The organism is Lysinibacillus sp. FSL K6-0057 (genome assembly GCF_038630885.1).
GTDB classification, from domain to species: Bacteria; Bacillota; Bacilli; order Bacillales_A; family Planococcaceae; genus Lysinibacillus; species Lysinibacillus fusiformis_F.
Window position 1 is genome coordinate 207,254 of the sequence record NZ_CP152047.1, and the last position, 24,122, is coordinate 231,375.

Sequence of the window (24,122 nt, forward strand, 5' to 3'; positions counted from 1 at the left end):
TGGAAGAATCTTTACTGACAATCATTATAAATGAAATGTATAGGAAAGAGGAAATGTTGAGTTGTATAGCTTAACCAGCAAATACCTTTATTCTAAAAGAGAAGCAGTCATTTTGTATATAAAACGCTACATTGTGAAACCTTTACAGATTGTAAAGCGTAAAAAGAATATGACAAATTAGGAGGAATGACGATGTTTAAAAAAATAGCAGCAGATGCACTTGGACTTTCAGATATCGGGGTGGTTGTGCCGCGAGAGGATTATGATAAAACAGATGCAGATGATTTTATCCTACATGAAATTGACGAAAAAATTTATTTTTTAATTAAAACGAAAGCAGATGAATATTGCTTTACGAATCGTGCCATTATTCATGTGGATGGCGAAAGCGCTATGAGCAAGAAACGATTACTGCGACGCTATGACTATTCTATGTATACCGTGACAGAAGTTTTTCTCGAAACAGCAGGAACAATCGACCTTGATGTCGAAATTAAGTTTACAATCGGCAATTCCCCACTATCCATCGACATTCATAAACGCTTTATTGATGACATTAAAGATTTATATAAAGCACTACATGCTATTAGCTATGAGCAAAAGAACAATGCCTATAAGTTAGAAGTAGCAGAAAAAAGTCTAAACATTGCTTCTTCATCACTTGGACGAATTGGCAATGACAACATTTCTCCATCAGCGTCATTCGAGGAAATTACGCGCTTTGCGAATACTTGGATGATCGATCATAAAGATAAGTATAAAAAAGAAGACTTCTCACATATTTTTGATTTATATATGAACAATTGATAAAAATAGCTCTCTGCAAGTGTGGAGAGCATTTTTAACATATAACGTTATACATAAAAATTATTCTAGGAGCGTGATGAAAAATGACAAACGAATTGCATGTGCTAGAAAAAGAAGAGGTAGAAAGTGAAGATTTTATACAGCAACCACAAGCCGCTGAGACATTGTTCGTAAATGAGTTTATTGATGGTATTTTAGATCCATCACAAAAGATGTTAGGGCCGGTTAAGGATGGTGGAACGATTATTGCCAATACAACACCTGGATGTTGGGGACCCATGCTTACACCCACTATTCGTGGAGGACATGAAGTAACGAAGCCTGTGTTTGTAGAAGGGGCAGAGGTGGGTGACGCTATTGTTATAAAAATTAAATCGATTCAGGTCACATCGCTTGCAACTTCGTCTGGTCATGATGAGGCAATTGTAGATCGATTCATTGGCGATCCGTTTGTTTCTGTAAAATGTCCAGGCTGTGGCAAACTTCACCCAAGCACAGTTGTCAAAGGAATAGGTCCACATGCAATTCGATGTTCGACATGTGATACAGAAACGGCACCTTTTAAAATGACAAATGGCTATACGATGGCACTAGATCATAAAGGGCAAATGGGTGTGACTGTTGGACGAGAGGGTGCTAGACGAATTGCACTTGATGCCAGAAATTACATGAGAACACCTGAAAATTCTGTACAAAATCCTGTTGTTGCATTAGCTCCCAGCGACTTAGTAGGCGTAATAGCAAGAATGCGTCCATTTTTAGGTCAGCTTGGTACAACCCCTTCGAAAGCGATGCCAGATTCTCATAATGCTGGAGATTTTGGTTCATTCTTAATTGGAGCACCACATGAATATGCCTTTACCCAAGATGAATTGGATTTACATCGTACCGATGGACATATGGATATTAGCCGAGTGCGAGAAGGAGCGACTATAATTTGTCCGGTCAAGGTACCAGGCGGTGGTGTATATATTGGAGACATGCATGCCATGCAAGGGGATGGCGAGATTGCTGGCCATACAACCGATGTAGCGGGTATTGTCCAGCTTCAAGTGAAGGTCTTGAAAAAAGTAGCATTGGAAGGCCCAATTTTACTACCAAATGTAGAAGATTTACCTTATACAGCAAAGCCCTTTACAAAGGAAGAAAAACGTCGTGCACGTGAGCTAGCAGAGGAATTCGGTGTTAAACAGGTAGAGGATGCATTTCCAGTGTCGGTGGTTGGTTCTGGTAAAACGTTAAATGAGGCGACTGATAACGCGATAAGTCGAGCTGCGAAGCTATTTGAGATGAGCGAGCCAGAGGTTTTAAATAGAGCAACAATCACAGGCTCCATTGAAATCGGACGCCATCCAGGGGTTGTCACAGCCACTTTCCAAGTACCTAAAACAATATTGAAAAAGGTAAGAATATATAAAACTGTGAAAAGGCAATATGACTAATAGATGATTTCTTGCAAAAGCAAACTTTTAAAAGTTTGCTTTTTTGTATGAGTTATAAGTTGGAAAAGTAAATATTTGTCTGAAATTTGAAGTTTGGATTGAAATCTATTGTCGTGTTGATATAATAGTTAAAGTTTAACAATGATTACATGTTCGTATTTAAATAGATGAGTATTGAAGAGAAAAGTTGGTGTCCAATGACAGAAATTCTAGGTGTAGAAAATAAGATAGAGAAAAAGAATAGCATTAAACCCTTTATATTAAAAATGAGAGGAGGAGGCCATGCGCCTTCTCGAACAAATTTCGCTGATGCCTTTACTGGAGCAATGGGTGGATTAATATGCATTTTTGTGTTGCTATGGTTAACCAATTTTACTGATTCACCTTGGCTAATGGCATCATTAGGTGGTAGTTGTGTGCTTGTATTTGTCGTCTGGAATGCACCTTTGTCTCAGCCTCGAAATATAATCGGAGGTCATTTTATTTCCGCCTTTATTGGCTTGGCTATGTATTCCTTATTAGGTTCCAATATATTGTCTATTAGTCTAGGTGTTGGATTAACCATATTTTTTATGGCCTTTTTAGGTGTCATTCATCCGCCAGCAGGCGCCAATCCTATAATTATTATTTTAGGAGGTTACGGTTGGAGTTACTTACTCACACCGGTGTTAATTGGAGCAGTCATCATTGTGTTTTTCGGGTTGTTGATAAATAATTTACGAGAAAAAAGAAAATATCCGATGTTTTGGTAATGAAGTTATCCATCTATGAAGTGTGTTCACTTAATAGATGGTTTTTTTATTTGTTAACGTTTTCGCTATGCATACCAAAATTTCTTTAGCATATGTTAGTTAAGATTTGTTATATTGAAGAAAGAGTGTAAAAAACATGTATTTGAATGATAGGGGAAGATCTTTGTTGGTAGAATTTGATGGGAGGATCCAATTGTATGCTGTTGGACTGTGATGAGCAATTATTCATGGCTTATAAACAAAGAAGTGAAAAGGGTGCTGAAAATATACTAGCAACATGGCTGGAGGCAGAGTCCAATCTGCAAGAAGATCCAAAAATACTTGGTACTTCGCTTTCACCCAATCTATTTTTAGTAGACGAAGAAACGGCTAAGAATATTGCCTTTTCCACAGCACGTAAATATTGGGGTCATGTATCAACAGAAATGCAAATGTATTTTGACAAATATGGTTTAGATTCAAAATTCGTGAATGAGCGGCTTAGTGCTTTTTTCTATACACAAAAAGGCAAAGATACTTTTTTTGAGCAGCTTTTTGCACAACATACAATAGACCTAGAACGATTAATTTGGTTAGTTTTTGGGAAACGAATGCAAATAGCTATGCCAGTTAATGAGCTACAATCAATTATTTTATATAAATTTCAAGATGAATATTTAGTGCATATGATGTATAAAGAGCATGCATCTTTTTGGCATTGGCTTTTCACAAAAAAAGTTTATTCACTTCTTATCCACAGACCTTTAGAGCAATTCACATTTCTTTATGAAATAATGGGACATTTCGAGCAATCTGTGAGAGAAAATTGTGAACATGTGGATAACTTTGTGAATAACTATAAATCAATACTGGATAAGTGTATAACTCATGTGGATAAGCATAATGCTAGCTGTTTGGCAAAGAAACAGTTACGTCTTTACCAAATTGTTACTCATTATTGCTTATCAGAAGGTGATTTTAATAGTGTTAAAGCGTTTATTACCTCATTCGAAGCGGAATGGCGCTACTCAATGTATGCACTATCAGAGAAGGAAAAAGTATTAATTGCCTATATTTTATTTCATATAGCCAATAAAGAACAGCAGAGTGAAGAAGTTATACATTATGGTGAATATTTATTAGAAGATGAACGAATAAATAATTACGCTATTGAAATATTACTTGAGTATAAAGAGCTATTGCCAAATCGTAAACCAACACCACCTGCCATTATTAAAAATTATCAGCTAAATTATTTAGAAAATTTATATGCTATTCTACTTGAGCATTATGTAAAAATGGCACGTTATGAGGATGGCTTGCTTTTATTAAAGGAGCATGTCCTAGCATCTAATAAAAAAATTAATACCTCATTAGTACAAAAAAACTTTAGTAGCGAACAGCTTATTGCGATTGAGGCGTATGTTCAACAGGATATAGCACTACATGTGAATAACTCTCTCCAACATATTGGTTTGTCTGTGGAAGAGTGGCGACGCAATTATCGTCAACCAGATGCACCATACTATGTTGTCGCACAAAGTGCATCTCTGCATATGTTAAATATTTTAAGAGTATTGTTTGTAACCGAGCAGTTCGAGCTTTTTGAAAAATTAATGGAAATCTATAAAAAATATCTGCTAATTGATGATCATTTTGAAAGCCTTCGTATGTTTATTAGTGCGTATGTATAAGAAAGGTGATGTTAACGGCAGAAAAAGCAACTTGGCAAGGTGAGGGGTTGATTTCCGTTCCGCCAGCATCCTTTCCAGGGGGCGTCCGAGGAGCCGCTTCACTCACTTACGTTCGCTCCAGGGTCTCCTCTGTGACGCTAAATCCCCAAGGAGTGACGCTGGCTCCACTCCAATCAACCATGCTGCAAAGTGTCTTTACTTTTTTTCATAGTAGCATAGCGATCAAATCGCCCATTAACTGTATTCTTAGAGGAGATGAGCTCTTATTTTCAATGTGGAGAAGTGAAGCGTGACAACACCTCTTCATAAAGAGTAGTGAACACCTTCCCTTTATATGAAAATCTTTGCTAAAAAGTCAGTGGGTTGAAGTGGAAGGCTACTTGACCATAGCCGTGTCCTTAAAAAAACATCAGACATCCTACGCCAGATTTTCGTGTGTTTATCTTCTGTTTAAAATGGGTATTACACAAGGAGTGAGGGAAAAATGACCTCACTAAATAAACTATACAAATTATCCATCCAAATATTGGGTTTACATCGACTTTTAAGAAGTTTTGCGTTTTTTACACTTTAGGCAAAATGACGAAACGTTTCGGGTGAGCGTATCGAAATAGACATATAGCTGTTTTTTCGAATGCCACATACTTTTTAAAAGTCGATTTATTTGTTTCGCAATCAACCGGACCGTCTTTCTTTCACTAATCCTCCGTTTTCTTGTCACCCACAGATCATTTCTCATCATTCCCATGATCATTTCAGTCAATAAAAGCACAATACTTTGAAGATAGAAATGACATAACCATCGTTCAATCTTCACCTTCTTCATCTTATCGACTTCTAAATCTGATTTCCATGTTTTAAATAAGAGCTCGATTTGCCAGCGTAATCGGTAAAGTTCATGAATTTCACTTGCTGGCATATCCTCTGGTACATTTGTTAAATAGATGACCACTCCAGGTATTTGTTCTACTTCATTTTTATGGACTTGCCCTTGTTTCTTTTGACGTCTTCTTTTTTCCCGCTTGTGTAGCTCTTTTTCCTGTTCCTCTGAGAGGCGATAGAGAATACAACGTGCAGGCATTTTTTCGTGTCGTCCTACAAATAATTGGGACCACTCTTTGTATTCGCCACGTACCATTTCTAATGCGATTTCTTCTAAATGAATTTGTTTGTAACGGCGACTTTCAATCAATTTCCCATTTGGATGACGAGGTGGATGACTTACTTCGACAAACAATTGCGTATCTTTTTTCGTTTTTGTGATATAGAAAGCACCTTTTGCGTGCACCTTTTTAAAAAAATCGAATTGAAAATAGCCTAAATCCTGTAGAACCAGTTCTCTCTCCTGAATCAAAGGTAATCGCGTCATTCCTGCTGGATTATCGGCATCACGTCCGTTCATTAAATCAAAATAAAGTAGCTGTTGGGTTAAATAATCAAACTCCACTTGCACTTTAACAGACGAACAATGGACACCCTGAAAATTTCCCTGATAGGCATCTGGCAATTTGATCGTTGTGCTATCTAAAATACGTATTCGAGTAAATGTGTATCCCGTTAGCTTGGGGAAGGCGAGTTGAAGCTGCGTTTTGAATAATCGTCCAAAAATGGTTTCCAAAAAAGTAACAGCCCGTTCATCAAAGCGTTTATTAAGAGCCGATTTCGTCATAAATATATCCTGCTCCGCCAAGTCCGTACAAAGCGTTTCAAGCGAATCACTGATAATCTCACTCTTTTTCAAAAACAGAAAGTGTAAAAATTGTGCCGCACTAAACGAACGCTCGCGTTGAATAAAACCCGATAATCTACCCACCTCTTTTACTTCATTTTTCCCAAGTATCTGAAAAAGTGGCGCAAGTAATTGAATATTTTCTGGTTTCATTTTGCTGGACCTCCTTTATCAAGTGTACTTATCTATACCTTGATAAGAGAAATATGAACCAACGAATAAAGGAAATCACTAAGGACACGGCTATGGCTACTTGACTCCCGTGGGATAGCGAGACAGGCGAAGCCCTGCACGGAGCGGTAGCGGAGGAAGCGATTCGGCGCTCGCCCACAGGAAAGCAAGTAGCCTGCAACGGAAATCCATTTCTACCTTTCGATTGACAGTTTTGTTTTTCAACACTAAGAAAGGTGTCTAATACGTCACAGTATTAGACACCTTTTTTTACTCTAAAACGCCTTTTTCTTTCAAAGCATCGATTTGTTCAGCATCAAAGCCTAGAGATAGTAAAACTTCCTTATTATGCTCCCCTAACTTAGCACCAACATGCTTGTATTCAGGCTGTGCACCATCAAATTTAAACGGAGAGGCAATTTGTTTTTGCATAGTCCCATCGCTTTTGGGAATAGTCACAATCATCTCCCGTGCTTTTAGCTGCGGATGTTCACATGCTTCAGGAAATGTTAGAACTGGCTCAACACAACCTTCAAAATCCTCATTAAATACTTCAAGCCATTCCTCATATGTCTTGGACAAAAAGGCATCGTGAACAGCTTCTTTAAAACGAATTTGCGTATAGTAGGAATCATTGAAGGTATTATCGATCAACTCAGGAATATCGAGTGCTTCACAGAGCAATTTGCGAAATTGAGGCTCTAAACTACCGACAGAGAAAAATCGTCCATCCTTTGTTTTGTAAAAATCATAGTAACTGCCTCCGTTTAAAATTTCTTGCTCTGGCTGTGGAACACGCCCACCTCCAATAAAGGCAGCACCATACATAGCATTAAGTGAAAAGACAGCGTCTGTCATACTTATATCGATGAATTGTCCTTCCCCTGTTTTTTCACGATGAAGTGCAGCAGCCAGCACGCCAATTGCGGCATGCATAGTTCCCCCAGCTATATCAGCTAGTTGAACTCCCATCGAAACAGGCTTTTTATCTTTATGGCGCGAATAGTCGAGTACGCCTGCTAAGGATAGATAGTTATTATCGTGTCCAGGTCGATTACTATAAGGCCCTGTTTGTCCATAGCCAGTAATCGCACAATAAATAACCTTAGGATTTATTTCTTTAAGAGCTTCATAGCCAATGCCAAGTCGTTGCATCACTCCAGGTCGAAATCCCTCGATAATAACGTCATATTCCTGTACAAGTGATTTAACAATGTCGATAGCTTCTGGTGATTTTAAATTTAACGTAATTGATTTTTTTGATCGATTTAAATGTTGATGGATATATGCCTCATGATCATCATCATAGGGAGGCATAATTCGTGTTAAATCAACACGCTTTGAAGATTCAACATGGATGACATCTGCTCCTAAATCAGCAAATATCATTGTCGCCATTGGTCCTGGTAGTAATGCAGAAAAATCGAGAATTTTTAACCCCTTTAAAATGCCCAAATCTTCCAACCCCTTTTTGTGTAGGCTACACAACCATCTGTATGATGATGGCAGAGTAGCGCTTTTCTCATAATCCCCATTGTGTGAAAAGCGTATTTTATATACTGTATTATTACAGTTTATTATATTTTAATGAGTATTATAACAGATTGAATCTTAACTTGCCTACGCTAATTTTAATTATAAAATAAACGCTTCAACTTTTATATGTCAGAATAACAATAAAAGTAAAAAAATTTAGAATTTAGATTTTCTATCAAATTTCAGATAATTAGCGTCAGCTGTTGGAATATTTAATCTAAGTAACTAAAATGTTGGAATTTTGTTTACTAGATTCTATATGATACGACCTCTTTTATTGATACAATCCTAGAGGTGTGTTGGATTCTTCTTACACAATTATGAAATGATACTTTTACCTATAGGAATCTTTGCTTATAATAAGCACTAATTGTTTAAAGAATCTTTCAAAATATACATATAAAAACAACGTAAATAGGAGGGAAGAAATGAAATCACATCAGTTAAAATTAAAGCATCTTATAATGGGCGTAGCGATGGCCGCATTCTTTTTCACAAGCATTGGTAGTGTTTGGGGCGGCTATAGGATGAACGTTGATTCTATTAAGGAAAATACGCTAGAAACGAATAGAGTTTATGCTCAAAAATTGGCATCAACTGCTGATTCCTATCTACATGAAGCTTTTCAAATCTTAGGATATAGTGCGAATCAGGTCAACACAAAAATGAATGATGAACAAACATTGAATCAGGAAACGGAGCGTTTGAGATTGCAAAATCAAATGTTCAATTCGGTGGTCATAACAAATGCAAAGGGACTTGTTTTGTCTGTCTCCCCACCATCTATAGAAATTAAAGGAGAGGTTTTAACATCAATTGGTGCTAAAGAGGCATTAGCCAAAAAGACACCACTCATCTCTAAACCCTATGAGGCGATGACAGGACGGCTCATCATTTTTATATCGCATCCTATTTTCTCAGAGTCCAATGAGTATCTGGGAATGATCGCAGGCACTATTTATTTAAAGGAACCTAATGCCTTTAAAACCTTATTGGGAGAGCATTATAGTAAGGATGGTTCTTACGTATATGTAGTTGATTCTGATGGACGAGTTATCTATCATCAAGATCCAAGCCGTATTAATGATGTTGTAACGAAAAATAAAGTCGTTCAAGCTGTTATATCTGGCAAGGATGGTGCCCAACTAGTTGAGAACACAAAAGGGGTAAAAATGCTTGCTGGCTATAGTGCAGTGGCAACGACAGGGTGGGGAGTTGTTGCGCAGAAACCATTAGACGTAGCATTAGCACCTTCATTTGATCGTGTACAGGAAGTCATTATAAAATCTGTACCCCTTATGGTTGTTTCGATTATTATCGTACTTTGGGCTGCAGCACGCATTGCTAATCCCTTACAGCAACTAGCCTCTTTGACAGAGGAAAGTCTAGATAAGAAAAATGTAGAAGGTTTAAAATCTGTTAGTGGATGGTACTTTGAAGCGTATTCTTTGAAGAATGCATTGGTTCGAAGTTTATCGTTTTTACATGGACAGGTCTCTTTTTTCAAGGATCAATCTACAGTTGATCCACTGACGGGTATTACGAACAGACGAACAATGGATTCAATGCTTGCTGAGTGGTTAACAAATAAGGTACCGCATGCCATTATTTTGCTAGATTTAGATCACTTCAAAAGTGTGAATGATACATATGGTCATGCAATTGGCGATAAAGTTTTACAATTTTTATCTAGACATATGGAATCTGTAGCCCGTAAAGGAGATATATGCTGCCGATACGGGGGCGAGGAATTTGTCATGCTTTTGCCGAATACGACAGCAAAGGAAGCCGTACGAGTGGCTGAACAACTACGAGGAATTTTGGCCGATACAGTCAGCCCATGTGGTAGACCAGTAACATTATCTGCAGGAATAGCGGTCTATCCCGCAATGGCAGATACAACGGAGGCGCTAATTGAAGCGGCTGATAATGCACTTTACCTTGCCAAACAAGAGGGACGCAACCAAGTAAAAGTGGCAGTCTCAAAAACGAATTAAAAAAATATAACAAAAGAGCTTACAATTCAAATTTTTGGGGTAATGATTAATGCAAACATCATTTGGGCAAGCTATGTGTAAGTCATCCGCCATATGACTTTTAAACCATGTTCAAATGATATGTAACTCGGGCCACATCTCTTGATCGACTTGACAAGACGTAAGGTTATCCCCCTTTCCCTTATGACACCCCAAGTACGACTGGATGTATGCCTATATATCGTCAAAAGCCAAGCGAGCACCGATGCTCCTTGGCTTTTTTTGTTGAGTGCCTGAGTGAAGTTCATTTGATATTTGGTGGGGAATACAAATAGAGTGGAATCCTTATGAAATGATTGGGAATAATTAGGTTGTTCTAATGAGGAGTGTGGGAGTGATCACAAAAGTGAGGAATCCGCTCAAAGAGGGTGGGGAAGTGATCACAAAAGTGAGGAATCCGCTCATAAGGAGTAAGGAAGTGATCACAAAAGAGTTGCTCCCGCTCATAAGGAGTAAGGAAGTGATCGAAAAAGAGTTGTTCCCGCTCATAAGGAGTAAGGAAGTGATCGAAAAAGAGTTGCCCCCGCTCATAAGGAGTAAGGAAGTGATCACAAAAGAGTTGCCCCCGCTCATAAGGAGTAAGGAAGTGATCGAAAAAGAGTTGCTCCCGCTCATAAGGAGTAAAGAAGTGATCGAAAAAGAGCTGCCGCCGCTCATAAGAAGTCTGAAAGTGATCGAAAAAGAGCTGCTCCTGCTCATAAGAAGTGTAAAAGTAATCCCTAGAAATCAATCCTACCTGGTTACTAAGGGGAATTGAAACTATTTTTCGACAAAGAGAGTAGTATAGTCTGAATTTATTATACGTATTAAGAATTTTACCTCACTATTTTAAACTTATCTATGAAGGTTCACTAGTCTATGGTCGATATAAAGGGTATGAGGAAAATGATATTTGAACGTATCAAAATACATAAGCGAAAGGAAGAGTGGAATGGATAAATCTAAAATCCAAAGAGTAAATAAGGCCTTGATTGCAACAGTATTTGCTTCAAGTGGAATTGCTGTTGTAGTACCTCCACCGAAAGCGGCAGCGGCTACTTCTCCCTTTACGGATATTAACCAATACACAGATCATTATAACGATATTCTAAAATTATATTCTCAAGGGGTAATTAAAGGGTTTGCCGATAATACATTTCGCCCGGATGTAAATGTAACACGAGGACAGGCTGCGAAAATGCTGGCAACTGTTTTAAAATTGGATACGAAAAATGTCCAAGATCCTTACTATAAAGATGTACCTAAGGGTAGCGAATATTATAAATATGTCGCTGCGTTGCAAAATGCGGGTATCATGTCAGGTTATTCAAACGGTACATTTATGCCAAATGAAGTCATTACTCGAGGTGAACTAGCCAAAATAGTAGTGGTCGGATTCCATCTAGAAGTATCTCAAAATTATAATAATGTTTTTAAGGATGTAAATAGCCAAACAAGCAATGCTATCTATATTCAAACAGTTATTGATTTAAATATTACAGAAGGTACAACACCTGTTACTTTCTCTCCATTTGCTCCAGTAACTCGTGGACAGTTTGCTTCATTTGTTGTCGGTTCACAAGAGAAGAAGGGCAATGAAACATCTTTCAAAATTACAGGTGTTGAAGACGATAAAGTTTATGTAAACGGTGAATCTTACACAATTCCAGAAAGCCTTTCTCATATTTTTAACGACTATAATGCACCTGTCTTAAAAGGCGCCTACATTGAGGGTGATCTTTCAGGGAAAGTAATTCGATCCATTTCAAAACTAACGCTCAATGCAAGTGGAACAAGTTCTCGTTCACTTGATTTCGATGGTAATTACGGATCTTTTGGTGCAACGATTGTTGTAAATGGTAACTATATTGAATTCTCTAATATGACATTGACAGGGGCAATGTTTGTCAATGAAACAGTTCGCCCACCTTTGCATATAGGGGCTGCAAACCATCAACCATTAGCTCTTGGGCGTGTAGCAAGTAACAATATCTCATTTATCAATTGGTCGAATCCAGATAACAATAAAGGAGAAGATTCGTCAAATAACAATTCGAACGATCTTCAAAATTGGACAAAACCAAATAATGATAATGACAAGCCGTTCGTCAACTGGTCTAAAGAAAAAGAGGAAATGAAAAATGTTGAAAAGTATCTAGAATTCTATAACAGCAGTGTTTCTCGACTAGTAGTATCTCAAACAGGTACAAAAATTGAAACAAATACAAAACTACCACGTGTAGACATCATTGGAAATGTGCGAGAGTTTGAAATTCAAGGCAATATTGGTACGTTAAATTTAAATACTGAAACAAAACTCACAATTTATGGTTCAGGAAATATTGATTGGATTAATTACAATAGCTACACAGATCTTGAGCTGTATATTGATGGGCGAATTGGGACATTATTTGTTGATAATTCATATGGCAAGATTGATATTGGAGATTATACGTATATTGATAAAGTTATTTTACCTAAGGACGTGTCACCAAATGATATCTTTGATGATTTCCTAGATGATAAAGATAATGTTGGGGAAATTACTGATCCAGATGGCAAACCAATCGATAAAGACGATAATGAGAACCAGAATCCTGATGATAAAACAAAACCTCTCATTAGTATTACGGAGCTCAAAATACTAAATGGTAGTGAGATACAAGCAGATTTCACATCAGATGAAGTCGGTACTTACTACTATATTGTGCGTGAAAAGGATGCAGAGGCACCAAATAAAAGTGAAATGGTCAACCGTCTTTCCAACAAGAACGTAGCACATGGAACTGGTGCAGCCATTAAAGATAAGAATACTATTAAGGTTTCCAATTTAGGTGAGAAAAAAGAGTATGTTATCTACATTATGGTAGTAGATGGATCGAAAAATGCATCAGATATTGCATCACAGTCCTTCCAAATGAAAGATGCATCACCACCAGCAGTAAAATCTTTACAAGTTACACCTTTACATGGTGGAACAAGAGCTGAATTCAAGTTTACTGCAAGTGAACCTGGAGACTATTACTATTATTTACGCCCAAAAACTACAGCACCTGACCCAACAACAGCAGATATCGTTGCTAATCCAACTGGTAAAGGGAAAGCAAAGGCTGGTGCACTAGGCATAACAGAAATTCTAACAGGCTTACAGGCTGAAACAGGCTATCAGCTTTATGTAGTGATGAAAGATGAGTCTGGCAACTTTTCAGTAGACCCTGCTGTAGCAAAGGATTTTACAACGAAAGAACTTGATAGTATTCATCCGTATGTCGAAAATAAAATTTTAGAACGAAAAGGGCTTAATCAAGTATATGTTTACTTCAACGAAAGGTTAGATAAAGAAACCGCGCAGGATGTTAAAAACTATGAATTATCCGGTACAGGGATAATTAACGTTACAGGGCAAAAAGTAATTAGTCCCGAAGAGGCTATTTATGAAGAATATGGTTCTGGCAAATCAAGAGTATTATTAAAAGTTCCTTCATTAAGCGGGTTTATTAATCATGATACTTTAACTGTAACAGTATTACCTGGAGTTAAAGATTTGGCATTTAATGATTTTGAAAATATAAGTACGGTTCCTTCTGGAGCTATTCCGAATAATTATGCAGAATATATGCACTCAGATATAGATACTCCAAAATTAAAAATTGAAAAGGTAATGAAAAATGCTGAAAAAACTAAGATTGAAGTAGAATTTTCAACAGATAAAGCGGGAACTTTCTACTATATGATTATGCCTCAAAATACAGATATGGATGCTCTAAATATAGACTCCCGTGATTTTATAGATGAGTTCACATCAAAACCAAGTGGCAAATTTGACAATAGTAGTGGTGCGAAAATTTATTTATTCAAGGAAGGTGAAAAGATAGCCAATAGAGGCAACACTAAATTTGATATTGTATTATCAGATTTGGCAGTTGATCCATTTACAAGTTATTCTGTATATATGGTAGTAAAGGATCGTTCCGGAAATTTATCTATCATTGAAGATGCCCTAATTGCTGATGATAGTAAGCCTCCACTAATTGGAGATATTCAAGTAACACCAAAAGGGGAGAAACCGGGGAAACCAGGAGAAGAGACTGCTGATATCACACTTAACTCTGATGAAAAAGGTTTTATATATTATGCTGCATTACCAAAATATAAGAAAAATCCAGTTAGCGGTGTGCTTGAGCTGAATCCAGATATATATGATAATAGTGGCAATTTAAAACCATTACCTGGAACAACTGATTCATCTAAAGATAGTGCTACAAGGAAAGCTGCCTTCTTAAGTGCTGCAACAGGCTATAAGCGTGCGTCATTAGATGCGGGTAATAATAAACTTTCAATTGATGGATTAATACCACATGAAGAATATGTATTATACATTGGAGTTGAAGACACACCTGGGAACTTCACAGTGCAACAAAGGGTAGGTACTACGCAAGAATATGGTGATGTTATGATGAAACCATTCTATGCGGACGGGACAGCACCAAAGATTGATCCGATTATCAAGAAAATTACAGATAAAGAATTCGATATTATTCCTAGAAATGATTCATCTACATTAACTTATAAAGAAGATCAAACATTCGTTATTACATTTTCTGAGGCAATTTCTTTATCAAGTGATACTGACTTGATTCCTGTAAAGGAAAATACTACAGCTACTATTAAGAAGTTAAAAGATGAGTTAGAGAGCTCTAGTTCGATTGGTTCAGGTGCAATTGATAAAATAGAGTGGGAAAAAACTTTAAATACGGCAGAACCACGCAGGTTAATTATTACATTTAATAAGAAAATTTCATCAAACTTTATGATTGATATGAATGCGACGACTCTGAAAGATATTAAGGATTTAGGGAAGCTATCTTTTGTTTCTGATAAATCTGTTGCTAAGTACGAACACCCTGCAGACTTTGAAAATAATACAATTCTAAAAGCAGAGCTTATTGGACCAAGTGGTGCAACTTCATCCCATGATTTGAAAGTAAGTATTGAAATTAACACAGAATTAAACCGAAAACAAAAATACTATTATGTAGTTACAAACAGTAATACAAAAATATTAACAGCTAAAGATATTATTGATACAGTGGATCATAAACAACTAACTCCTGGGGTAGTTGCATCTGATAAAGATGATGTACCTGTCAATACAAATAATGGAACAACAGGAGCAGCACCTTCAATTCTCTTAAAAGTGAGTACAAGTGAATTTAGGGAAGGACAAAAAGTTTACCTATTAACTATTGATCAATATGGTAATATTGTTATGGCTGTAAGTAATGATTTAAAACCTTATGTAACGATCACAAAAGCACCATAAAATTATAAAAAACCAAGTGGTTTTCCCCACTTGGTTTTTTAAGCTTTACATAATTACCGTAATTTTATAAAAAGTATCCAAATGCTGTTAATCTAAATAGTATTGCCTCCTTTCTATCGAAAATAGTATTCCTCATAACTAAAGGCTACCATTCCTTTTTTATTTAATTGATAATAGTTGTCATTTATAATATAAATACATAAAACCACTCCACCCAAAAAGGAGGCCAATCCTCATGAACATAGAAGACCACCTTTTACTTTGGAATCACGCTTCTATCAAGGTATTAGATGTACGTCATAGGATACTCAGTATAGGGGAAACATTGCAGCCATATAAATTACCAGCAAGTGTTTTTCTCATAGTCACTCGGGGAGATGCGAAAATGCATCTGGATCAAACCAATTATCATGTGCATGAGTTTCAAATTATACATAGTGGCAAAGGGATGGCTTTAGAAATTAATCAAATAAATAATGAACTAGAGTGCTATTTTATCTTTTATAAAGGTTCCGTACCTTATCCTGTTGGTCAAAGGATTCTTCAGTTGTTCGAAAAAAGAGATACATTTCAAGTGCAGTATAGCTTGACACCTAGGTATCCGATAGCTATTTATGAAAAAGTGCAGCTTATGCATGAAAGCTGGCAACAATCAAAGTGGCTGGAACGTTTGCAAGTTAAAACATTATTTTATCAGATTGTATTAAGTATATATCAGCAGTTAAGTAGCCAAGAGAGCTATGTAAAACAAACAGGTTTGGTAAGTCAAATAAAGGCGTATGTGGAAGAACATTATGCAGATTCGATAAAGCTGGAGCCTCTTGCAGAACGTTTAAATTATAGTGTGTCACATATATCTGCCGTATTTAAGAGAGAGACAAACCATAGCTTAGTTGAATATGTTATGCAATTAAGAATGAAAAAGGCTGTAACGCTATTAAAATCAACAAATGTACCTTTAAAAGAGATTGCGGCAAGTGTTGGCTATACAGATGTTCATTATTTTAATCGCCTTTTTAAAAGACATCTAGGGATATCACCAGGGAAATATAGAAAACTGGTATTGGATCGAGGCATGCTAGAAGATGCTCCACAAAACATCATGGAATCCTCCATTGATGAAAAAACACTCCAACGATATATTGATAGTGATAATCATTATCGATGCAAAGAAGGAGGAAAATTTCAGATGGCTCGAAAAAATAAGTCGAATTTTGCAGCTACACTATTGCTGTGTTTGACGCTATTATTAGGTGCTTGCGCAAGTGGTGCCAATACAAATTCAGGCTCACAATCTCAAGCACAAAGTGAAACAAGTGGAGCAACACAGGTGGAAACCATTACATACCAAGCTGCGAGTGGAGAAGTAGAGATTCCAAAAAATCCGAAACGTATTGTAGTTGTAGCAGACAGCTATGCGGGATATTTATTGGCATTAGGTATTAAACCTATTGGCATGTCTGATTTTGCGTTAAGCCATCCTTATTTTGAGGGTAAAACAGATGGTATTGAAAGTATTGGTGACAACAAATCTGTTGAAAAAATCTTGGAATTGAAACCAGATTTAATTATTGCCTTCGATGGCATGGAAGGCTTTGAAAACTTTGAAAAGATTGCGCCAACCGTTGGCATTAAGTATGGCGACATGAGTTATCGCGAACAATTAGTGGAGTTCGGTAAGATGCTTAATAAAGAAAAAGAAGCCGCTCAATGGATTAGCAATTGGGATGAGAAAATTGCCAAGTACAAGCCAATTGTTCAAGAAGTTGTAGGGAAACAGACGGTCTCTATCATGGGTGGTACTGATAAAGAGGTTTACATATATGGTGATCATTACTCTAGAGGTGGAGAAATTATTTATGGGGAATTCCAATTAGATGCGCCCGATTTAGTTCAAAAGGAGGCGCTTGATTCAAAAGAATGGGGCGTTTCATTTTCTATTGAACGATTGCCAGATTATGCAGGAGATTTTATTTTTGTAGAAGACACAGCGCTTGAATTTCTGAAGGAAAGCACATTATGGAATGAGTTGCCTGCAGTGAATAATAACATGGTTACGATATTGGATAGTAATGCTTCCTACTTTAATGACCCTGTTTCATTAGAGAAGCAGCTTGATTTAGTAGTGGAAGCCTTTAGTAATATGCAAAAAAATAAATAACATGAATAAATCATAAGCCAAACTACCATCAATCGTAGTTTGGCTTTTATTTGAGAATCATTTTCAATTATAATGATAGTAGTAAGAAGATAGATAGGAGGAGTTAGGTGCATTATGAATGTTGATGACCATATATACCTGTGGGATCATGCTGCTATCAAAGTGCTGGATGTTAGGCATCAAGTTTTGAGAATGGATGAAACGTTACAGCCTTATAAAATGCCTTCCAATGGTTTTATTTTTGTGTCTCGTGGAAGGGCGCAGGTTCAGCTCAATCAAATTGAGTATATTATTCAGCAGTTTCAAGTCATACATGGTAGTAAAGGAACGATCTTAGATATTTTTCTAACAGAGGATGAGCTGGAGTATTATTTGATTTTTTATAAAGTGACCATGCCTATTCCTACGAGCCAAAAAATAGTGAAACTCATGGATAGGAGTAATCCATTTCTGTTGCAATATAGCTATATACCAAATTACCCTATTTTTATTTATCACAAAGTTAAATTGATGGAGCAGGAATGGAGGAAGGCTGGTGGAATAAATCGCTTTTATGTGAAATCATTATTCTACCAATTTGTTCATAATTTATTACAGCAGCTTCATAGCCAGGGGATAGATCTGATTAAACCAGACCTTGTGAGACAGGTAATGATGTATATACAAGAGAATTATGCACAGAATTTGACACTAGAATCTATTGCGACTCATTTGAATTATAGTGTTCCTCATCTATCTTCCATCTTTAAAAAGAAAACGGGTTATAGTGTAATTGACTATGTAATTCAAACGCGCCTCGATATAGCAGCTAATTTATTAGTAGAGACAGATGCTACATTGAAAGAAATTGCTGAAAATGTAGGCTATAGGGACCCTTATTATTTAAGTCGCCTTTTTAAAAAGTATAAGGGTGTATCGCCATTACGCTTTAGAAAACAAGAAAGAAAAGATGCTATACATCGTCCTCAAAATATCATTGAATCGTCCATTGTGTGGCGGCAAATATGGCGATATATTGATAGTGATAATCATTATCAATATAAAGGAGAGGAAGATATACATATGTATAGAGGTTCAAGAACTTCATTCACTGCAATAGCGCTACTTTGTATAACATTGCTGTTGGGCGCGTGTGCGGGAGGGACTACCAGTTCAAACAATGAAGCAACAGGACAGAATCAGCCTGTTGCAGAAAGCCAGTCTGCCAACTCATCTGAGACAAGAGTTTATAAGGATAGTCAAGGAGCAGAGGTAGAAATTCCTACAAATCCAGAACGAATTGTACTTCAGGGCAATTCGATCGGTGATTTACTTGCATTAGGCATAGAGCCTGTTGGGGTAGATCGTCGTTTTATCGAGAGCGGTGTTTTAGAAGATAACGGGAAAGTAAGTTCAACAGATATCGGCTTTCCAACAAACCTAGAGAAGGTTCTGACATTAAAGCCAGATTTGATTATGCTGTCATATGTTATGGATAATGAGGTCGAAGAAGCTTCTAAAATTGCACCAACTATTGTTTTTGATGGTATGCAGCCATTAAAGGATCGATTCCCAGTCGTTGCTGATATTGTTGGTAAAAAGGAAGAAGGAGAGCAGCTACTGAAGAAATATAATGAAGATGCCGATGCCATGTGGGAGCAGCTTCGTGCAGAGGGTAAGGTAGCTGAAGGTGAAACGGCAGTAGTACTCCAATTTTTTTGGAATAAAAAGATGTTCGTGATGAAAACAGGTGGGGTAGCAGGTTTACTGTATCAAGCTAAAGGATATAGTATGGATGAAAAGGTGCAAGCACTACAGCCAAATAGTGGACCATATATTGAAATTACTAAAGAGACGCTACATGAGACACTTATGGGTGATCAATTATTTGTATTAATTTCTGCGGATAAAGAGGCCCAAAAGGCATTTGAGGAATTAAAACAAGAACCATTGTGGAACTCCCTACCTGCTGTGAAGAACAATAAAGTGCATTTCATAGAGGATAAATGGAATTATGATGATATGACAACGAGTAACATGTTGCTAGAGGAATTTCCAAATATGCTAACAAAATAAGTAGATAGGAAAGGCTAGGTTAGACCTTAGTTTTTCCTGCAAACAGTAAAGTTACAACAAAGCCCAAGTGGATATGTCTACTTGGGCTTTTCAGCTAGGGAGAAAACTACTAAATTACAATTTGCTATATCTTTTTTATGAAAGAGTAATATCTTATGAATTCTATTATTTTACAATAAATCCTTATTTTAATAAAATGTAATTATAAACCATTTTTATTGGAAATCAGTAAAATTGTTGCGTGTAATTGATAAGATGCGTTAGAAGGAGGAGAAGAAATGAGTAATATTTTAACATTGTCGAATATCACAAAGAGTTATCGAAATAATAAAGTAATTAATAATGTTTCTTTCTCAGTTCCAAAAGGTGAAGTAATAGGTTTAGTTGGACCAAATGGTGCAGGAAAGACAACCCTTATGCGAATAATTATGGGATTAATAACGAAGTTTGAGGGGGAGGTTCGGTTTGATATTGAAAAGCAACCTTTACAACATATAAAACGTATTGGAGGACTGATTGAATACCCTAGTTTTTATCCCCATATGAGTGGAATGGATAACCTTATTTATTTTGCAGAGATTTCAGGGGGATATGATAGAGATAATGTTTCATCTGTAATCCATTTATTGGGGATTGAAGGTTTTGTTCATAAGAAGGTAAAAAGGTATTCTTTAGGAATGAAACAGAGGTTAGGAATTGCACAGGCATTAGTTAATAATCCTAAATTATTGATTTTAGATGAACCCACAAATGGATTAGATCCAGAAGGAGTTGCTGAAATAAGAGAAATATTGGGGAAAGTTTCAAAAGAGAGAGGGATATCAATTCTTATATCCAGCCATATTTTATCAGAAATTGAAGCTGTTTGTGATAAAGTTTTGTTTTTGAAGAAGGGAACAGTAGTAGATTATATTGATTTAAAAACAGAAAAACAGACTGATAGAGAGCTACATGAATTTATCATAGAAACTAAAAAAATAGAAATGGTAAAAAACTATTTAAATGATATACAAAACATACCTTTTATAGAAATAGATCAAGATAAAGTAAAATTTCAATATCTTTATAAAGATTCTGATTCTCTTATAGTAGATTTAGTAAAAAATAAAATTAGTATAAATGCTATTTATCCACTTCGCAAAGATTTAGAAAAGAGATTTTTTGAGTTAATGGGAGGAAATAAGATTGAATAGCACTATAAGAATATCAATATTAGAGGTTAAACAATTATTCAAAAGATATGGCATTTGGTCAAGTTTATTTATTGCAGTTTTGTACACTATTACAATTTATCTAAAAAGGCCCATGTACCCATCCCCTTCGGATTTGGATACATATTACAATTACTTTGGTGATATTTCGTACTATATTATTCTCATTATGCCTTCTTTTATTATGTCAAGAGAGTTTTCATTAAAAACTTCTAGAATTATATTCACAGGATCTTTATCACGTATAAATATAGTTCTATCAAAATTACTTTCATTGATTTTAATTGGATGTATTGTAGGAACTATTCATCGATTACTAGCCAATTTATTGTGGGTATTGGAACATAATAAATTTACTCTGAATAATCTTACACACGATATTTTCACTAATCTAACAAATTATTTACTTATTTCCTTTTTTGTTTCAAGTTTATCTTTCATCATTGGGTTTATTACGTTCAGTCAAATTGCAACAATAGTTTCCATTATTTCTATGTTTTCATTTGAGAGTATGATTAGAGGTATTATTTTAATAAAATTAGACTCTACAACAAAATTAGCTCTTTGGATTAAAGAGAATCCACTGGCTTTGGTTTATAAGGGAATGCAATATAATAATTTATCAATATCAAATAATATTTGTTTAGCATTAACAGGCTTAGTATTATTTTTAATATCTTTAATAATTATTAATAAAAGAGAAATATAGGAGATTGATAATATGACTGGTATGTTTTCTATAAGCCGAATGGAAATTAAGAAAATATTTGATACATCAACATGCGTTTTTTTAATAATATTATTTATTGCTACAATTATTGATAATGTTCTTTATTATCAGATGAATTTAAGTAAAAGCGTAGAGTTAAGCGGAAATATTGGTATTTCCTTATTTATTATACAAATTTACTTTATTTACTTAGGCAGTAATATGATAGGATCCGAGTTTAGTTTTGGAACTTCGAAAATGGTATTTAGTAGTATGTACAGTAGAAGTCAAATAATTCATATTAAAAGTGTTTCATTTTTATTTTATACTTCTCTATATGGCATTTTTAATATATTAATTGGATTAACTGTTCAACTTATCATAGGTAAACATTTCTCTAGTATGGAGATCCTAAGTACACTATTCTCAGTTTGGATTGTATATATAGTTTATTTCTCTTCTATCTTATCAGTAGGTATATTTACAATTTCTATTACGTTTAATCGCGTTTACTCATTAATAATTGGATATGTTCTATATATTTTTTTATATAACATTGGTATACAAATTGTAGAAAGAGATGACAGTTGGATGAAGACGATTATGGAGAATACACCATTTTACATTGCTTCTGATGGTTTTTCTACTCTATACTACAATATTAATAATATTATTTACTTAAGCTTCTTTTCAGTAGTAACCTATATAATAGGTCTCTATATAATCAAAAAAAGGGATTTGAAATAAATAAACTCTATATATTTTGTTTCGATTCTTGGAATAATCGCAGTTTATCAGGGAAATATATTTTAAATGTAGTGCCAGTATCTTCTTGAGAATCTACACTTATGCGTAACCCTAATTTTTTGCACAAGGTTTCACAAAGGTACAAACCCATACCAGTAGATTTAACATAGTTTCTACCATTGGTTCCTGTGAACCCACGTTTAAAAATTCTCTCAATATCAGATGAAGCTATACCAATACCGTTGTCTGATATTAACAATAAAGTACCGTTTTCTACTTTTTTAGCAATAAAGGATAATTTAAGCGGATTATGACGATATTTGATAGCATTATCTATTAATTGCTTTAAAATAAAAATAATCCATTTTGAATCAGATGTGACTTTCAAATCAAGGTTATCCTTATATATACTACCATTGGCACGAATAATACTTAGAGATAATGATTTAATGGCTAAATTTACAGCCTTATCAAGTGTAAATGTTTCTATTCTATAATCTTGATTTAAAGTACTACTTCTTGCATAGTATAGAGCTTGTTCAACATAACCTTCTATTTTTAATAGTTCTTCTTGAATAAGGATATTTTCAGGTGTCTTATGGTTACTTATAATTAACTTTAGTGCAGTGATTGGTGTTTTTATTTCATGCACCCAAAGTTCAATGTAGTCGGTATAATTACGTTGTGAGTTTTTCAAAGAGAAAATACAATCATTCATGTATTTTGTTGCTTCATTTAAGATGTTGTAGAAGAATTTCCCTGAAAAAAAAGGGGGTTCCTCTACAATATCTGCAATATATGTTTTTTCTTTGATTTGTTTTGAAATATTTTTTATTTCATCGTAATAGTTCCTTAATTGATAATATTTAAATAAAATTGGTGTGAAAAAGAAAAATAGAAGAATCAAATCTATTACTATTACTAAACTTCCATTTTCATTATACAAGTAGAGGACACTAGAGATAATTAGCAATGATAGTAAATGAAAAAGTATTGCTAACTGTTTTTCCTTAAAAAATTCAATTAAACTCATAACTGATAACCCTGTCCTCTCTTCGTTAATAAATATTTTTTTAAACCGATTGATTCCAATTTGCGCCTTAACCTTGATATATTAACATTTAAGGTATTTTCATCAACAAAATCTCCGTTTTGCCAAAGCTCATTCATTATTTCATCTCTAGAAACTACGTTTCCTTTATTCATCATCAATAATCTAAGAATACATAATTCATTCTTTGTAAGTTCTATTTCTTTATTATTATAAATAGCTTTGCTCTTTAATATTTCCAGTGTTAAATCTTTATAAGAAAGAATAGCACTTTTGGAAATTTCGTAAGTTCTTTTTAAAACGGATTGAATATGAGCTAAAAGGATTTGTGAATCATATGGTTTTGTAATAAAGTCATCTGCTCCTATTTGAAGACTTAATAGTTCGTCAAAGGAAGTGTCACGGCTAGTTACTATAATAATGGGCACAGAAGACAATTTCCGAATTTCACGACACACTTGAAAACCGTCTTGAAAAGGAAGGTTAAGATCTAAAATAATTAAATGCGGCATGCTTTGTAGAGCATCTTCTACAATTTTTGTGAAATCATCGCCACTTATGCATTCATACCCATATCTCTCTAGAAAATCAAAAAGTTCCTTTCTGATAATTGGATCATCTTCGATAATGAATATTTTCATTTTTAATTTCCCCTTAATTGAACCAATGAATGTCTTTATTTCCATTATTTATATCTTTTAATTATATTATAGTGCATAGTAAGTAAACTTACAAAACGG

16 protein-coding genes are annotated in these 24,122 nt (G+C 35.2%); 12 read left to right on the forward strand and 4 right to left on the reverse strand.

Features of this window, described 5'->3' with window-relative positions; translation table 11 throughout:
* Positions 1-192 precede the first annotated feature (192 nt).
* From MHB40_RS01010 to MHB40_RS01025, 4 genes are all read left to right on the forward strand, one after another.
* Complete coding sequence (locus tag MHB40_RS01010) at positions 193-807, forward strand: PH domain-containing protein (RefSeq protein WP_205446456.1); 615 nt, start codon at positions 193-195, stop codon at positions 805-807.
* A gap of 83 nt (positions 808-890) precedes the next feature.
* On the forward strand, positions 891-2,249 hold the full coding sequence (locus tag MHB40_RS01015) for an acetamidase/formamidase family protein (protein WP_342533728.1): 1,359 nt from the start codon (positions 891-893) through the stop codon (positions 2,247-2,249).
* 197 nt (positions 2,250-2,446) lie between these two features.
* Positions 2,447-3,001 carry an HPP family protein gene (locus MHB40_RS01020; protein WP_205446458.1) on the forward strand — a complete coding sequence of 185 codons (555 nt, stop codon included), beginning with the start codon at positions 2,447-2,449 and terminating at the stop codon, positions 2,999-3,001.
* 197 nt (positions 3,002-3,198) lie between these two features.
* Complete coding sequence (locus tag MHB40_RS01025; protein ID WP_205446459.1) at positions 3,199-4,674, forward strand: hypothetical protein; 1,476 nt, start codon at positions 3,199-3,201, stop codon at positions 4,672-4,674.
* A gap of 544 nt (positions 4,675-5,218) precedes the next feature.
* Here the strand turns inward: MHB40_RS01025 and MHB40_RS01030 are convergent.
* Both MHB40_RS01030 and MHB40_RS01035 read right to left on the reverse strand, forming a co-directional pair.
* Positions 5,219-6,556: an IS4 family transposase gene (locus MHB40_RS01030; RefSeq protein ID WP_342440973.1), complete on the reverse strand. Its 1,338-nt coding sequence runs from the start codon at positions 6,554-6,556 to the stop codon at positions 5,219-5,221.
* A 288-nt stretch (positions 6,557-6,844) separates the two neighbouring features.
* Entirely contained in the window at positions 6,845-8,029 is a 1,185-nt protein-coding gene (locus MHB40_RS01035) for a CaiB/BaiF CoA-transferase family protein (protein ID WP_342533729.1), read from the reverse strand.
* A gap of 509 nt (positions 8,030-8,538) precedes the next feature.
* On the opposite strand from MHB40_RS01035, the gene MHB40_RS01040 reads away from it, so the two are divergent.
* The 8 genes from MHB40_RS01040 to MHB40_RS01075 all read left to right on the forward strand — a co-directional run bounded on the left by MHB40_RS01040 (position 8,539) and on the right by MHB40_RS01075 (position 22,331).
* Positions 8,539-10,107, forward strand: coding sequence for a sensor domain-containing diguanylate cyclase (locus MHB40_RS01040; protein ID WP_342533730.1), 1,569 nt, complete (start codon positions 8,539-8,541; stop codon positions 10,105-10,107).
* 373 nt (positions 10,108-10,480) lie between these two features.
* Complete coding sequence (locus MHB40_RS01045) at positions 10,481-10,903, forward strand: hypothetical protein (RefSeq protein WP_342533731.1); 423 nt, start codon at positions 10,481-10,483, stop codon at positions 10,901-10,903.
* A gap of 174 nt (positions 10,904-11,077) precedes the next feature.
* On the forward strand, positions 11,078-15,448 hold the full coding sequence (locus MHB40_RS01050) for an S-layer homology domain-containing protein (RefSeq protein WP_342442205.1): 4,371 nt from the start codon (positions 11,078-11,080) through the stop codon (positions 15,446-15,448).
* Between the two features lie 235 nt (positions 15,449-15,683).
* A complete protein-coding gene (locus tag MHB40_RS01055) occupies positions 15,684-17,609 on the forward strand; it encodes an AraC family transcriptional regulator (RefSeq protein ID WP_342442206.1) in 1,926 nt (641 codons plus the stop codon).
* 114 nt (positions 17,610-17,723) lie between these two features.
* Positions 17,724-19,664 (forward strand): AraC family transcriptional regulator, encoded by a 1,941-nt coding sequence (locus MHB40_RS01060; protein WP_342442207.1) that lies wholly within the window; start codon positions 17,724-17,726, stop codon positions 19,662-19,664.
* 278 nt (positions 19,665-19,942) lie between these two features.
* Complete coding sequence (locus MHB40_RS01065; protein ID WP_342442208.1) at positions 19,943-20,857, forward strand: ABC transporter ATP-binding protein; 915 nt, start codon at positions 19,943-19,945, stop codon at positions 20,855-20,857.
* Positions 20,850-21,584 (forward strand): hypothetical protein, encoded by a 735-nt coding sequence (locus MHB40_RS01070; protein WP_342442209.1) that lies wholly within the window; start codon positions 20,850-20,852, stop codon positions 21,582-21,584. Before MHB40_RS01065 ends, MHB40_RS01070 begins: the two co-directional genes overlap by 8 nt.
* A 12-nt stretch (positions 21,585-21,596) precedes the next feature.
* Entirely contained in the window at positions 21,597-22,331 is a 735-nt protein-coding gene (locus tag MHB40_RS01075) for a hypothetical protein (RefSeq protein ID WP_342442210.1), read from the forward strand.
* 7 nt (positions 22,332-22,338) lie between these two features.
* Here the strand turns inward: MHB40_RS01075 and MHB40_RS01080 are convergent, their stop codons facing one another.
* Positions 22,339-23,364, reverse strand: coding sequence for a sensor histidine kinase (locus MHB40_RS01080; RefSeq protein ID WP_342442211.1), 1,026 nt, complete (start codon positions 23,362-23,364; stop codon positions 22,339-22,341).
* Positions 23,361-24,023 carry a response regulator transcription factor gene (locus MHB40_RS01085; RefSeq protein ID WP_342442212.1) on the reverse strand — a complete coding sequence of 221 codons (663 nt, stop codon included), beginning with the start codon at positions 24,021-24,023 and terminating at the stop codon, positions 23,361-23,363. Before MHB40_RS01085 ends, MHB40_RS01080 begins: the two co-directional genes overlap by 4 nt.
* Positions 24,024-24,122 lie beyond the last annotated feature (99 nt).

Excerpts from the sequence above, each read along its gene's own strand:
- MHB40_RS01010 (WP_205446456.1), top strand. The coding sequence starts at position 193 with ATGTTTAAAAAAATAGCAGCAGATGCACTTGGACTTTCAGATATCGGG.
- MHB40_RS01015 (WP_342533728.1), top strand. The coding sequence starts at position 891 with ATGACAAACGAATTGCATGTGCTAGAAAAAGAAGAGGTAGAAAGTGAA.
- MHB40_RS01020 (WP_205446458.1), top strand. The coding sequence starts at position 2,447 with ATGACAGAAATTCTAGGTGTAGAAAATAAGATAGAGAAAAAGAATAGC.
- MHB40_RS01025 (WP_205446459.1), top strand. The coding sequence starts at position 3,199 with ATGCTGTTGGACTGTGATGAGCAATTATTCATGGCTTATAAACAAAGA.
- MHB40_RS01030 (WP_342440973.1), bottom strand. The coding sequence starts at position 6,556 with ATGAAACCAGAAAATATTCAATTACTTGCGCCACTTTTTCAGATACTT.
- MHB40_RS01040 (WP_342533730.1), top strand. The coding sequence starts at position 8,539 with ATGAAATCACATCAGTTAAAATTAAAGCATCTTATAATGGGCGTAGCG.
- MHB40_RS01050 (WP_342442205.1), top strand. The coding sequence starts at position 11,078 with ATGGATAAATCTAAAATCCAAAGAGTAAATAAGGCCTTGATTGCAACA.
- MHB40_RS01055 (WP_342442206.1), top strand. The coding sequence starts at position 15,684 with ATGAACATAGAAGACCACCTTTTACTTTGGAATCACGCTTCTATCAAG.
- MHB40_RS01060 (WP_342442207.1), top strand. The coding sequence starts at position 17,724 with ATGAATGTTGATGACCATATATACCTGTGGGATCATGCTGCTATCAAA.
- MHB40_RS01065 (WP_342442208.1), top strand. The coding sequence starts at position 19,943 with ATGAGTAATATTTTAACATTGTCGAATATCACAAAGAGTTATCGAAAT.
- MHB40_RS01075 (WP_342442210.1), top strand. The coding sequence starts at position 21,597 with ATGACTGGTATGTTTTCTATAAGCCGAATGGAAATTAAGAAAATATTT.
- MHB40_RS01080 (WP_342442211.1), bottom strand. The coding sequence starts at position 23,364 with ATGAGTTTAATTGAATTTTTTAAGGAAAAACAGTTAGCAATACTTTTT.
- MHB40_RS01085 (WP_342442212.1), bottom strand. The coding sequence starts at position 24,023 with ATGAAAATATTCATTATCGAAGATGATCCAATTATCAGAAAGGAACTT.